Here is a 13,797-nt window from a genome sequence, read left to right on the forward strand (position 1 = left end):
CGATTTGTAGAATCAAACCGCTTATTTTTTAGTTATTGATTAATATTTATTTCTCTGCGCTTCCATAGTTGGAATACGGCAGGAAGTACCAGTAGTGTGAGAAGCAGAGCCGATGCCATGCCTCCAATCATCGGGGCTGCGATACGTTGCATTACTTCAGAGCCAGTACCATCGCCATACATAATTGGAATGAGACCGATGATGACGGTTAGCACTGTCATCATGACCGGGCGAACACGCAGGCCAGCGCCTTCACCAATAGCATCGGTTAAGTCTTGCTGAGTCAGTGAATTACCTTCTTCTTGGGCATGGAGCTTTTTGTAGTGCCACGCTTGGTTGAGATACACCAACATGATGACGCCTATCTCTACCGCTACACCAGATAGAGCGATAAAGCCCACCCCAACGGCAATGGAGAAGTTAAAACCAAGGATATGCATTAGCCAAAGCCCGCCAACCATCGCCAATGGTAAGGTCCCCATGATGATGAGTACCTCACCAATACGCCTGAAACTCATGTAGAGTAGTAACATGATGATGCCAATCGTGACCGGTACTACCATGGTTAATCGCTCTTTAGCTCGCTCCATATATTCGTATTGACCAGACCACGCAATGGAGTAGCCGGCAGGAAGATCTAGCTGTTCGCTCACTGCTCGCTGAGCCTGTGCAACGTAAGAGCCAAGATCTCGGCCATCGATATCAACAAAGACCCAACCATTCGGGCGAGCATTTTCTGTTTTTATCATGGGTGGGCCATCTTCGTAGCGAATATCGGCCACATCCGCGAGAGCGATACGAGCGCCATTAGCTGTTACAAGAGGCAGGTTCTGCAATTTACTAACAGAGTTACGATAATCTTGTGGATAACGAACATTGATTGGATAACGCTCTAAGCCTTCAACCGTCTCACCCACTTTCATACCGCCAACCGCAGTTGACACCACTTGCTGAACTTCCTTAATGCTTAGACCATATCTAGCGGCTGCTCGGCGTTTGATATCGATGGTGACGTAACGGCCACCGGCAACACGCTCGGCGTAGACAGAAGCGGTGCCTTCCAGTTCATTTAAAATAGGCTCTAATTCCGCGCCGATACCTTCAATGACTTTAAGGTCAGGCCCCGCGATCTTGATACCTATCGGCGTTTTAATCCCCGTTGCTAGCATATCGATACGTGTTTTGATTGGCATTACCCATGCGTTGGTTAACCCAGGGAACTTCACAAGGCTATCGAACTCAGCGCGTAGTGAGTCGGTGGTGACGCCTTCTCGCCATTCATTACGAGGTTTAAGCTGAATGACACTCTCAATCATGGTTAACGGTGCTGGGTCTGTTGCTGTATCAGCACGACCAATCTTGCCCCATACCGTTTCCACCTCAGGTACGGTTTTGATCAGCTTGTTGGTTTGCTGTAGCAGCTCGCGCGCTTTACCAATCGAAATACCTGGGTACGTGGTAGGCATGTACATTAAATCGCCTTCATCCAGTGGGGGGATGAATTCGCTGCCGAGTTTGCTGGTTGGGTAATACGCTGATGCCATCAAACCAAGAGCTGCAACAATGATCAGTTTTGGGTATTTTAGGCTAAGATTCAGCATTGGGCGATAGAGTGTTACAAGTCCTTTGTTCACTGGGTTCTTATGCTCAGGAAGAATCTTACCGCGAACAAAGTAACCCATAAGCACAGGGACTAAGGTGATGGCTAAACCTGCGGAGGCAGCCATTGCGTAGGTTTTGGTAAAGGCGAGTGGCGAGAACATCTTGCCTTCTTGGCCTTCAAGCGCAAAAACCGGAACAAAGCTGAGCGTAATAATAATCAGCGAGAAGAACAGCGGAGCACCCACCTCTTCGGCGGCTTTACCGATCACTTGCCAACGGTTTTTATCGGTTAGTGGCGTGCGTTCAATGTGCTTATGCACGTTCTCAATCATTACGATTGCCCCGTCCACCATGGCACCAATGGCGATGGCAATGCCACCGAGTGACATAATGTTAGCGTTGATGCCTTGCCAATGCATAACGATAAAGGCACTTAAAATGCCCACGGGTAAGCTTATCGCAATCACCAGAGATGAGCGGATATGGAACAAGAACAGGGCACAGACAACGGCAACAACAATAAACTCTTCGATGAGCTTTTGCCATAGGTTCTCGACAGCAGCATCAATGAGTGTAGAGCGATCGTAGGTGGCAATGATTTCGACACCATCAGGTAAGCCTTGTTTAAGCTCATTCAGTTTGCTCTTAACGTTGTCGATCACCTCACTGGCGTTTTCGCCAAAGCGCATGACAATGACGCCGCCCACCGCTTCGCCTTCACCATTGAGCTCAGAGATACCACGACGCATTTGCGGTCCTGTATTGATTTCGGCAATGTCACCTAGCAGTAATGGTGTGCCTTTGTCTGTGACCTTAAGCGGCAGTGATTTAATGTCTTCGATGCTGCTTAAATAGCCAGTGGTACGAACCATGTGTTCGGCTTCAGCGACTTCAACAACTGATGCGCCTGTCTCTTGGTTTCCGTCTTGGATTGCCATGTTGACTTGCTGTAAAGTCAGGTCATAAGCGCGAAGCTTGGCGGGGTCAATCTGCACTTGGTACTGCTTGACCATACCGCCTACGGTGGCGACTTCTGATACGCCATCAACCGTTTGCAGCTCGTACTTTAAGAACCAATCTTGCAGGCTACGCAGCTCGGCCAAATCGTGCTGACCTGTCTTATCTTGTAAGACGTAGCTGTAAATCCAGCCTACACCGGTGGCATCTGGCCCAAGTGTTGGTTTGGCGTTAGCGGGTAGGTTAGGGGCAACTTGGCTAAGATACTCCAGTACTCTAGAGCGGGCCCAGTACATATCGGTATCATCGTTAAAGATGATGTAGACATATGAGTCGCCAAAGAAAGAATAGCCTCGAACGGTTTCTGCTCCAGGTACCGCGAGCATGGCCGTTGTCAGTGGGTAGGTGACTTGGTCTTCTACCACTTGCGGCGCTTGCCCCGGGTAGCTAGTTTTAATAATCACCTGCACATCAGAGAGGTCAGGCAGCGCATCAACAGGCGTATTTTTAACGCTGTAAAGCCCTGCCAGTGTGAGGAAGATACTGGCAATTAAGACCAGGAATCGATTATTGATAGACCATCGAATAATGGCGGTAATCATTGGTTATCCCCCATGTTGTGATGCGCGTGCGCATCCATTTTTGAAGAACTGCTTTTCTTGGTCTTAATATCGACTAACGAGATATCAGCGCCTTCTTTGGTTATTAGAAATTGAACCGATTGGCCCTCAACCAAACCAGACAGATCGACATTTTCCCCAACCGAAAAATTCATTTCGCCAGCGGCCCAGTTCCATTCAGGAGCCGCCGCGTGCTTCAGGGTGATCATGCCAAAGTCAGCCATTAGCATAGTGATCTCACCATCGACCCATAACTCACTGGCAATAATGGTGTCATCAACGTTGAGGGTGACAACATCGTATTGCCCTGAATCGCCTTTTTGCATTTCAAAATTGATCATTTGTCCTTTGCTAAGTTGAGACATATCAACGCCTTCGGCGATGTTGAAGTTCATCACCATTCCCGGCCAGTTCCACTCAGGTACTGGTTGGTGGTTGATGGTCAGCATACGGTGTCCTTCCATCACATCGGTGATTTCACCTTTTGCCCATGCGCTTTCTGCAGTAGGTTCAACGCCATTGATGCGAGAAAGGTCAGCCGATTGGCTTGACTCTGAATCGATCATGAAGTGAGCGGAAGTCACGATGCGGTCGTTCTCGTTGAGGCCTTGAATAACTTCGATTTTTTCGCCTGCCTCGCGTCCTACTTCAATGCGAGCCGAACGGTATTTACCATCACCTTGTGAAAGCACCACTCGAGTCATATCACCAGAGCGAATAACCGATGATCTTGGAATTGTCAGAACGCTCTCACTTGATTCTGGTTGCAGAGCAATATTGGCGAACATATTTGGCTTTAGCTCGCCTTTGGGGTTGGCAAATTTCAGTCGCACTCTCAAAGTACGGGTCTTTGGGTCGAGAATAGGGTAGATGTAGTCAACCACGCCTTGCCACTTTTGCCCCGGTATGGCGTCTAACGTCATGCTGGCTTTGCTGTTGGCGGTGATCCAGTGTGATTGACGCTCAAACACTTCCGCGTCTACCCACACATCATTAAGAGGGCCAGCACTGATCACGGTTTGCGCTGGAGATAGGTAGCCCCCTTCACGAATATTCAAACTGGCGATAACACCATCAGCTATTGCTTTGATTTCGATGGTTTGAGAGGCTTGGTTTGCTTTTACGATCTGTCTTATTTGCGACGGATCAACGCCTAGTGAGACCAGGCGGTCGGTAGCGCCGCGAATTAACCCTTTGTGGCCTGCACGATAGGCGTTAAGCAATTCTTCTTGGGCTTTCACTAGTTCAGGAGAGTAGAGCGTGAAAAGCACGTCGCCTTTTTTGACCTGCTCACCGATGGCATTGACGTTAAGCTTCTCAACCCAGCCCGTGGTACGAACGTTGGTTTGCCACACCAGGCTGTCATCAAAGGCGACATAACCAACCGTTTCGATACGAGGAGATAGCTTTTCTTGTTTCACTAAAGCGGTTTTCACCCCAAGATTATTCTCTACGGAAGGGCTTATTGTAACTGTCCCAGCTTCTTCATTCTCTCCTGAAAGATCGGATGCGTAGACGGGAACAAGATCCATTCCCATTGGGGATTTTCCGGGTTGATCTCTACGGTAGTTTGCATCCATAGGTGCAACCCAATAGAGTGGCTCATCTGCCACTTTTTCGTCAGATGAGACCATCAAGCCCATTTCGTGGTTCGCTGGCGTGATGAAGTGGGTCGCGCCAAAACCGATAGCACCGCCAATGAGAAGAGCGAGAGTTGCGATTTGCATTGTTTTCATAATGGGTTCCTATCTAGTTCGCATTGGCTGAGAGTGTCAGCTGTGCCTCGGTCTGATTTTGAAGAGAGCCTTGTCCATCGCGATCCAAGGTTGGCGCTTCGACTTTGAAATTAAACCCGCCGAGCAATGCGGATAGGTTACTGTTCACGAGGTTTAAATCAGTCAACAGGCGCTGCTGCTCAAGCTGCAGTGCTAATTCATCGCGACTTGCTGTAATTACAGTATTAAATTGAGCGGTGTTGTTTTGGTAACCACGCTCTACTGCTTGTGAGCGAGATTTTGCTTGTGGAAGCAATGTGGATTGATAGCGTTCTAAACGTTGCTCGAGGTTGCTCTTATCAATAAGCAGCGTATTTACCTTGGCTTCCATTTGTCTGAGCAGTGTGTCTTTCTGCGATTGCGCAGCACCGACTTGATATTGCGCAGCGGAGTGCTGTCGATCCTGGCGATTGCCAGTAAAGAGAGGTACATCCATCGTAATGTAGGCACTTAATAGATCGGAAGCTGGCTTGCCGTTCATACCGTTAGCCTGTCGATGGCCGTACATCACTTCAACACCGAACTGAGGGGTATATGCTTGCTGAGCAATCTCTACTTGAGTTTGATTCGCGGAGATAGCCACATCTGCCATCTGCACAATTGGGTGTTGGTTAAGCTGCTGGAAATAATTGGTTGACTGTGCCGACTCATTTAAACGCTGTTCGAGTGAGCTCCAATCTAATTGATTACTCGCATTTAGTGAAACAGTACGATACAGCCACTCTGATCCTAGCCACTCTGACAATTGAGAGATCAGACGATGCTGCGTTTGTGTATTGGCTTGCAGCTTCTCTTCAATTTGGCTCACTTGCAGTTGAGCATTGAGAAGGTCTTGAGCTTCGCTTTTACCGATGGAGTAGTTAGTCTGAATAAAACTCTCCATTTCCTTCATCAATCGATGATTTTCAAGCAGCACCTGATGGGCCTGTTGTTGGTAACCAAGCTCTAGCCAAAGTTGAGTCATGCCATTGGCGATTTCTAGCTCGCGAGCTGCAACTTGAAGAGCCATGCCATCGGCTTGTTGATTGGCTTGGCGCTTTTGAAGATCAAGTGTTGAACCTCGGCCAAATTGTTGCATTAGCCCAACAGAGATATTGGTCATCGGGTCTTGGTCGAATCTAAAGCTATCGACAGGAAGTCCACCAAAACCAACTTTCAGTTTCGGGTCTGCAAGCGTCGCGCTCGCTACTCCGGATTCTCTCATCGCATGAGATTGAGCATAGAGCTGTTTTCGATTTGAATCGTAGTTTAATGCGATATCAATAAGCTGAGCCAAAGATATCGAGGATGACGATGCCAAGCTTGTTTGTTGTGCATTAGGAGCGGCGTGCAGCGGTACCACAAAGCCGACCAACGCACTGATAGCGACAGCAATTAGTGAGGGTTTAATATTCACGGTGTTATCCAAATTCGTGCGCTAAAGAGTAGGCGCGTTAAAACGATTACTGAACCTAAATTGGTTAAATTTTAGAAATTAACCAATAAACGTGGTCAGTAAGTTAGGCAGAAGTTGGATCAAGCTATTGGGGGGCGATATAAAGATTGTGGGCGATGAACACGCTCACCCCATGAGAAATCGTCAATAGGGCTCAATTGACTTGCAAAGTGGGTGGTGTTTTTAAAGCTGGGTAAAAAAGCCAGGATATTAATGCACGTTGCACTGCAACAATTGTGTGGTGACTCTGAGTGACTATCACACGATTGAGACGAGGACTGAGAGAGACTATGCGAGCTATGCGGACTTACATCGTGATCCATGTGGGTATGGAGACTGCTACCGAGACAATCAGGAAGTTGCGCTACAACGGTAATTTGATGACTTTCGCTAGCACTTGTGAGTTGGAACATTTTAAACGTCATTAAAGGCGAGCTTGAGACAATACTAGAAGCCAGCAACGTAAAGGTGCTAACAAAAGTGATCCAAATTATGCGAACAGATGACAAACGCATACCAAGCCTTCAAAATTGAGTTACAACCCAGTTTAAAGCCTTACCCTAGGGTAAGGTCAACAATTATATTAAGTTAACACCGCAGTATTTTCTAGTACCAAGTAAGCGAATTACTGAGAGCTGAACTGTTCAATGTACGCTGCGTATCCGGCACGTATGGATGGATCTTTGGTCTTATTATCGCTCAAGGTGAACTTCAGCACAGACGAAAAAGTGATGAATGTGCGCCATACGATCTTTCCTACTATCTGTCGACTCGCCATTTGACCTCGTTGGCAGGACAAGGTTGCGGGTTTAAATTCAAAGCAGGTCTTAGTATTTGATGTTAATGAGTGAAGTAGCATATTTTCTTCACTTTGAAGTTTATAAAATGATAAGTGGTTCCACTACAATAACTATGCAGTTGACTGAAATATAAGGATGTTAAGATGAGAAAATTAGTATGGATGACCATAATGGCACTGTCAGTGATTGGCTGTAGTCAGCCTGAAACTAAAGAAGAGCAAGCACTGACGATTTCTGCACAAAATATAGCGGGGGCCTGGCAATGCGACTACGCGCTATCAGACATTAAAACTAAAGTGCATGTCAGCTATGCTGACAATGGTGATTTTAATGGCAGGGTATTTCTTAATTACCCTGTGACGACAGGAAAAGGTGCAGTTAAGCTTGAGCTTGTTACTGAAGGCCACTGGAGTCTAGTGGGCACAACGCTAACCGAAAAATTTGAAGTACTGGCGATGGATAGCCGTAACTCGAGTGGTGTAGAATTTTCCGAAACACTGGCAAAAGAGTTACGAATTCCAGAAGAATTAACGACGCAAGTCATCCACCTTAGCGCGACTAATATGACATTGCTCGAAGCCAACGGTGAGCAGACCCAGTGTATTAGGTTCGGAATCTAGTTCTTGAAGTCTATGGCCAGTGCATTCAATACATCTAGCACTGACACTTAACAGCCTGAAGGGGTTGTTATATTGCAAGGAGAAAAGTGATTGTTCCAAACATTGTTTCCTGGTTCTTATATACCGTTCAACATGCGCCACTACGATATTATTGGTGTCTTATTTCATTGAGCCATGTGCCATATCAGGCTCACCGCAATGACTCAAAATATCGTTTCTTGCTTTATCGCGTAGTGAAAGGGCAGCTTGCCAGTCCGATCCATCAGGATATAGTGCTTTACCAATGGTCACGCTGATATTGCCCCGGCGGGGGAAAAGTGAACTGCCTCTAAGTTTTGAGCGAGTGCCACATAGAGTTATAGGAGTCACCGGTATTCCTGAATTGGCCGCGGCAATAAATGCCCCCATGTGAAATTGATGAAGCCCGGCCATTCGATACAGAGTACCCTCTGGGAATATAACGAGAGGTTGTTTCTCTTTAACGCCTTCAAAGAGGTTTTTCGCGTCTACGACGCTTTGTTCAACATCAAAACGTTCGACAAACTCGGCACCCAATTTGGTTAAAAAAATACGAGAAAACGGGTTATTTAACAACTCCCGCTTAGCCACAAAGCGGCACTTTAATCCCGTGGTAGCAATAATCACCAATCCATCTAAATAACTGCAATGATTAGCGACCAAAATGCTGGACTGGCTTTGAGAGGGCAAGTTGTCTAGCCCCTGTATAGAGCACTTAGCGCCAGTAAATCGAATTAATGCCCGAGCACCCAACTGGGTGACTTTCCAACACCCTGCTTTATTGGGTAATAATGCCACCAGTAACCAAACCACTGGTGCAAGTAGTCCGATTCCTAGCCAGGCATAAGCGGCAAAACCGACATCTAATAGAGTGCGTGTGTATTTGCGTAGCTGTGGTCTTACACCCGCAACAGCCAGGTGTATAGCTTGAAGCCAAACTGCGCGCTGACGCTTACCAAGCTTGCCTTGTTCATACAATTCCTTACAAGCACTGCGGCGGATTTTACCACTTGAGGTTTTGGGTATGGTATGAGGCGGGCCAATGACTATATCATCGGCAGGACTGCCAAGTAGGCTTAATGCCAATGCGTTGATCTGTTTTTTGATTTCGTTAATTTGGTCTTGATCTGTTTCGCGACTTTCCGCCAATAAGACCAGCTTCTCGGTTCCCGATCGGCGGTCGTGGCCACCAAAAGCGGCGACGCAGCCTTTTCTTACACCAGTGATATTGGCAACAGCTTGTTCGAGTTCGTGAGGATAGATATTACGCCCTGCTTTAATGATGATGTCTTTGGTTCGACCGGTTAGAAACAATTCCCCCCCTATTGTAAAAGCGCGGTCCCCTGTGACTAGCCAGTCATCATGATAGAGAATCTTGGTTTTTTCCGGGTTGCGGTAGTAGCCTTGTGTCGCTGAAGGGCCCTTAAATTCCAGCTCGCCTTCTTCGCCTTCTGGTAACTCTTTGCCTAGGTCATCGACAATACGGATCTGGTGGCCAGGAAGAGGAAAGCCTAACCCGATAACAGGAATTGCATTGTTATCTTTTTCTTCTGTGACAATTGCTCTGCCAAGGTGACTCAAGGCTTCTCGTTGAAAATACTCAACCCGAGGTGTTCTTACATTAACGGGAAAGGTGAGTCCGACGGAAGATTCCGCCAGGCCGTAAACGGGTGACATGGCTTCTGGCTTAAAACCATACTTAGCATACTTGTCGGTGAAGTTTTTTATGGATTGTGGGCTAACAGGCTCTGCGCCATTCCATGACAGCCGCCAACTGCTTAAATCCAGCCCTTCTAAGTCGCTCTCTTTGACTCGGGCGACACAAAGTTCATAGGCAAAGTTCGGCGCAGGAGAGAGGGTTCCTCTATAGCGATGAACGGCCCAAAGCCAACGTTGTGGTTTAGTGAGAAACTGCAATGGAGACATTATGACTAAAGGCATCGCATGATACAGACTGCCAAGCCACGCTCCGATAAGACCCATGTCATGGTAGACAGGTAACCAACTGACAAATACGTCATTGGAGGTTGCGCCGACCACTTTGCCCATCGCCCTGATATTGGCGAGTAAATTGGCGTGTGTAAGCATAACACCCTTGGGTACGCCTGTACTGCCAGAGGTGTACTGTAGAAAGGCAATATCGGATGACTCAGCGTCACCAGCATCAAAGGGGCTTCTCGCTTGTTGCAGTTCACTTGCGGTGACCACTGCGGTAATGGTTTGAACCTGTAGCTTGAGTAAATGAGCTAGGGACTTCGCCTCTGTAACCGTGATGAGTAACTTGGCTTGTGCGTTGTTGAGGATATTGGCATGACGATTCAAATGGTCTTCAATTTGCTGAATTCGGGCTGGGGGGTATATGGGTACAGGGATCGCTCGTGCATACAGTATTCCAAAAAAGCTATAGAAGTACTCATTGCTGGTGGGAAGCATTATCGCGACACAATCCCCAGGCTCAATACCATGCTCTACAAGTCCCGCTGCGATTTTAAGCGCTTCATGCTTAAGTTTCTGATAATTTATTTCTGCAACTTGATCGGCATTTTGAAAGACATAGAGGTGCGGTCTATGGGGGTGGTTGTCGACATGCCAGTCAAGCAGTTGCTGTAATGTGGTAACATCCGTAGGCTGACCCTCTACCGTTTCTAAGTGGATGTGCTCGATCGGCTCGATGGGCAATGCAGCATCATCTGTTGGAACCGATTTTAGTATCGCATCAACAATATCTTGTGGCGTTTCGATAGTGGATAACGCATGTTCAGGCAATGAAGTGTGAAAGTGACTTTCGATGCGTGTTAATAGCTCGGCTCGGGTCAGGCTATCAAAAGAAAGGTCTTCATCAAGGTTGCTAGTTAAGTGTATCGGGTTTGATGATAGGGCGTCTGGATCGAGCTCAACAATGAGCTTTTGCACAATCTGCAGCACAGATTGGCTTACCTTCGAAATATCTTTGCTCGCGTTACTATCATTATTGTTAGGCATGCTAAAGCTTCCCGATCTAAGAAGAATTGCATTCGTTTTATTAATTATAAAACGTTCACTTTCAATAAAGTTTAGTCTGCGGCAGGGAACTCTCAAAGTTATGGTGTTGCGTCATGACAATAAGCAAAAAGAATATTGATAAACTGTGATGGAGCTTTCATTCACAGTCTATCGGTTTTTTGGTAGCAATGATAAACACGCAGGTATTTTGAGTACCATGATGCCATTGGCGTTCGATACTAAATCCAGATTGCGTGAGTTCGTTAGTCCATTGATCTTCAATGAGAATATAGACATCAGGCATCAATCCCATGAGCTTTCCCAGAGGTGCTAGCCACTTTATAAAACGCAAATAAGAGTGCCCCAAACACACGGTGCTAGTTATAAACAGGCCTCCGGGTTTTAGTATTCGTGATACTTCGGTAAGTATGGCCGCCCGATTTGGGAGTAAGTGAATGACATTGAGAGCTAAGACAGCGTCCAGACTTTCTGAGTGGGCGTTGAACTGTTCCAGAGTTCCTTGATGGAACGTGACATTATTGATACCAGCATGCTCTGCTTTTGTGCGACCTATGGCGATCATGTTTTCGGCGAGGTCGATTGCATCAATATGACGCACGTAAGGCGCGTGATAGATGGCTGTCGTACCGGTTCCGCAGCCAAACTCGAGCACCTCCATCTCTGTGGTAAAGTAGCCTTGAGTTTCCGAGATTTTATTTTGATAAGTAGCTTCATCATCTACGGGCGTGCGTGAGTACTTTTGGGCAATGTTGTTCCAAAATTTTTCTGATGGGTTCATGACATATTCCTTTCTCAGGCGCGGCCATAATGGGGGCAGGTGCTTACGTTATTTAAGTGTGACGATAAAAATACTAGCTTTTGTTTCGTGCTGTTGGTGTGACTTAGAGACCAAACTCGAGTCATGCTTAAAAAAGCATGACTGTGAATTGATTGGTGAGGGTAGGACGGGTTTATTAAGCGATTCAATGCTCGACATTAGTTACCGTTATTACTCGTAGCAACGAAGACAGACCCAGCGCTTATTTTTGGTCAGAAAAGGAACTGGTAGAAAAGACCGGCACCGACCGCCATCGACAATATAACGACAAGAAACGCGATAACCATGGTGTTTTTAAAGATGGACTTGAGTAGGATCACTTCGGTTAAACTTGCACCAGCGCTACCAATGATCAGTGCCATAACCGCGCCTAAGCTCATGCCTTTTGCTGCAAGGGCTGCGCTTAATGGAATGACAGCTTCGGCACGAATGTAAAGAGGTATGCCAATGATAGCGGCAAGAGGTATTGCCAAAGGGTTGCTATCATTGGCCACCTTAGCGACAAACTCTGTAGGCATAAAACCATAGATTAGTGAGCCAAAGATGATCCCTACCATCAAATACGGCAAGACTTTCTTGAAATCTTTCCAAGTCGAATTCCATATTTTTTGCCACTTATTGATAACGACAATCGTGTTGGCCGAGCAAGTGCTACCACATTCTTTTATCTCGGGATCTAAGTAAGCCTCGGCTTTGATGTATTTCTCAAAGCCAAGTTTCTCGAGAGTAACCCCCGCCAGTATTGAAACACTCATAGCGACAGAAAAATAAAACAGAGTAACTTGCAGTCCGAAGGTGACCGCGAATAGTCCGATGATGATCGGATTCAGTAGCGGGCTTGCGAATAGGAATACCATCATCGTTCCGAACCCTGCATTTGCGCGAATAAGGCCTTTTAGAAAGGGGATAGTGGAACATGAACAAAACGGTGTGATCGCACCCAGCAAGCTCGCCACAAGATACCCTTTTCCATTCTTGCTACTGAGGATGCTCTGAATTTTGTGAGGCGGAATGTATTCTTGCAAAATACCGACCAGGTAGCTGATCAACAAAAACAGAACCGTTAACTCGACTGAGAGCAGTACAAACATATTGATGGTGTCTTGCACCATTGCCGTATCTATATTCAACATTGTATTTACCTCTATGGCCTTATATTTCGATTAACTTAGAATGATCGAAATATAATCAACTCGATTGGACGAATCAAGATATTTCTAGTAATATCGAAATATAAAGTTGTAGCTGGAGGATATGGTGAATATTGATGTTGTAGCTAAAGCCTTGAAAGAGCTAGGTCATCCGACAAGGTTGGCGATATTTAGGCGTATTGTTCGTGCAGGTCACTCAGGAGTACCTGTTGGGGATTTACAGCAAAGTTTGTCGATACCAGGTTCAACGTTGTCGCATCACATATCAAGTCTAGCGTCAGCTGGACTGTTGTCTCAGAGAAGAGAAGGGCGCACCCTCTTCTGCGTGGCTGAGTATGATAAGTTAACGGATGTCATTGGGTTCTTACAAGATGAATGTTGTCTAGATGAACAGCGATGATCGAGATAAATCAACAACATATACGGCGTATTGAAACGCTGATTTTAAATGACCCATTTCGAGTTGATGTGCTGCGAGCGGTGAGGACGTTGGATCTTCCTCAAGGATTTGTTGCAGCGGGCTTTGTTCGAAATCTAATTTGGGACCATCTTCATCGCAAAGATACATCAAGCAGCCTTAATGATATTGATGTGGTTTACTTTGATGCTGCTGAGCAATGTGACGACCAACATCAGTACTATGAGCGTGTGTTGCTTGCGGCGATGCCTGACGTAAATTGGCAAGTACGTAATCAAGCAAGGATGCATATCAAAAACCAAGATAAGCCTTATCAAAATGTGCAAGATGCGATGAGTTATTGGCCCGAAAAAGAAACAGCCATTGCGGTCCGGTTAACCTCTGCGGGTAATATTGACTGCATTACTGCGTTTGACTTATCAACACTGTTTGCGCTGCAAATTACCCATAACCCCAGACGTGATAAGTTGATATTTGAGCAGCGCGTTAACTCAAAGAACTGGTTAACGCGCTGGCCCAGGCTAACGGTGAATGACTAAGTGAAACTCGTCATATCTAACAAGAGCGCGGCATACCTAAGT

At 46.4% G+C, this 13,797-nt stretch carries 9 protein-coding genes; 3 read left to right on the top strand and 6 right to left on the bottom strand.

Features of this window, described 5'->3' with window-relative positions:
- Window positions 1-32: 32 nt before the first annotated feature.
- The 3 genes from LNL84_RS04760 to LNL84_RS04770 are packed head-to-tail and all read right to left on the bottom strand — an operon-like array spanning window position 33 to window position 6,350.
- Entirely contained in the window at window positions 33-3,161 is a 3,129-nt protein-coding gene (locus tag LNL84_RS04760) for an efflux RND transporter permease subunit (RefSeq protein ID WP_244355543.1), read from the bottom strand.
- Complete coding sequence (locus LNL84_RS04765) at window positions 3,158-4,915, bottom strand: efflux RND transporter periplasmic adaptor subunit (RefSeq protein WP_244355544.1); 1,758 nt, start codon at window positions 4,913-4,915, stop codon at window positions 3,158-3,160. The genes LNL84_RS04760 and LNL84_RS04765 overlap by 4 nt, the downstream gene beginning before the upstream one ends.
- A gap of 13 nt (window positions 4,916-4,928) precedes the next feature.
- The gene (locus LNL84_RS04770; protein WP_425244285.1) at window positions 4,929-6,350 is read right to left on the bottom strand and encodes a TolC family protein; all 1,422 of its coding nucleotides are present in this window, start codon (window positions 6,348-6,350) and stop codon (window positions 4,929-4,931) included.
- A gap of 982 nt (window positions 6,351-7,332) precedes the next feature.
- On the opposite strand from LNL84_RS04770, the gene LNL84_RS04775 reads away from it, so the two are divergent.
- Window positions 7,333-7,809 carry a hypothetical protein gene (locus LNL84_RS04775; protein ID WP_244355545.1) on the top strand — a complete coding sequence of 159 codons (477 nt, stop codon included), beginning with the start codon at window positions 7,333-7,335 and terminating at the stop codon, window positions 7,807-7,809.
- A 159-nt stretch (window positions 7,810-7,968) separates the two neighbouring features.
- Here the strand turns inward: LNL84_RS04775 and LNL84_RS04780 are convergent, their stop codons facing one another.
- The 3 genes from LNL84_RS04780 to LNL84_RS04790 all read right to left on the bottom strand — a co-directional run bounded on the left by LNL84_RS04780 (window position 7,969) and on the right by LNL84_RS04790 (window position 12,780).
- Window positions 7,969-10,809 (bottom strand): AMP-binding protein, encoded by a 2,841-nt coding sequence (locus LNL84_RS04780; protein ID WP_244355546.1) that lies wholly within the window; start codon window positions 10,807-10,809, stop codon window positions 7,969-7,971.
- Between the two features lie 157 nt (window positions 10,810-10,966).
- A complete protein-coding gene (locus LNL84_RS04785; RefSeq protein ID WP_244355547.1) occupies window positions 10,967-11,608 on the bottom strand; it encodes a class I SAM-dependent methyltransferase in 642 nt (213 codons plus the stop codon).
- A gap of 251 nt (window positions 11,609-11,859) precedes the next feature.
- The gene (locus tag LNL84_RS04790) at window positions 11,860-12,780 is read right to left on the bottom strand and encodes a permease (protein WP_244355548.1); all 921 of its coding nucleotides are present in this window, start codon (window positions 12,778-12,780) and stop codon (window positions 11,860-11,862) included.
- A 124-nt stretch (window positions 12,781-12,904) separates the two neighbouring features.
- On the opposite strand from LNL84_RS04790, the gene LNL84_RS04795 reads away from it, so the two are divergent.
- Together LNL84_RS04795 and LNL84_RS04800 are read left to right on the top strand one after the other, a co-directional pair.
- Entirely contained in the window at window positions 12,905-13,198 is a 294-nt protein-coding gene (locus tag LNL84_RS04795) for an ArsR/SmtB family transcription factor (protein WP_244355875.1), read from the top strand.
- Entirely contained in the window at window positions 13,195-13,755 is a 561-nt protein-coding gene (locus tag LNL84_RS04800) for a nucleotidyltransferase family protein (protein ID WP_244355550.1), read from the top strand. The genes LNL84_RS04795 and LNL84_RS04800 overlap by 4 nt, the downstream gene beginning before the upstream one ends.
- Window positions 13,756-13,797: the final 42 nt, after the last annotated feature.

It is taken from the genome of Vibrio gelatinilyticus, from assembly GCF_022836845.1.
Classification (GTDB): domain Bacteria; phylum Pseudomonadota; class Gammaproteobacteria; order Enterobacterales; family Vibrionaceae; genus Vibrio; species Vibrio gelatinilyticus.

Coding starts and splice junctions, on each gene's coding strand:
- LNL84_RS04790 (WP_244355548.1), bottom strand. CDS start 12,780: ATGTTGAATATAGATACGGCAATGGTGCAAGACACCATCAATATGTTT.
- LNL84_RS04785 (WP_244355547.1), bottom strand. CDS start 11,608: ATGAACCCATCAGAAAAATTTTGGAACAACATTGCCCAAAAGTACTCA.
- LNL84_RS04780 (WP_244355546.1), bottom strand. CDS start 10,809: ATGCCTAACAATAATGATAGTAACGCGAGCAAAGATATTTCGAAGGTA.
- LNL84_RS04760 (WP_244355543.1), bottom strand. CDS start 3,161: ATGATTACCGCCATTATTCGATGGTCTATCAATAATCGATTCCTGGTC.
- LNL84_RS04800 (WP_244355550.1), top strand. CDS start 13,195: ATGATCGAGATAAATCAACAACATATACGGCGTATTGAAACGCTGATT.
- LNL84_RS04775 (WP_244355545.1), top strand. CDS start 7,333: ATGAGAAAATTAGTATGGATGACCATAATGGCACTGTCAGTGATTGGC.
- LNL84_RS04765 (WP_244355544.1), bottom strand. CDS start 4,915: ATGAAAACAATGCAAATCGCAACTCTCGCTCTTCTCATTGGCGGTGCT.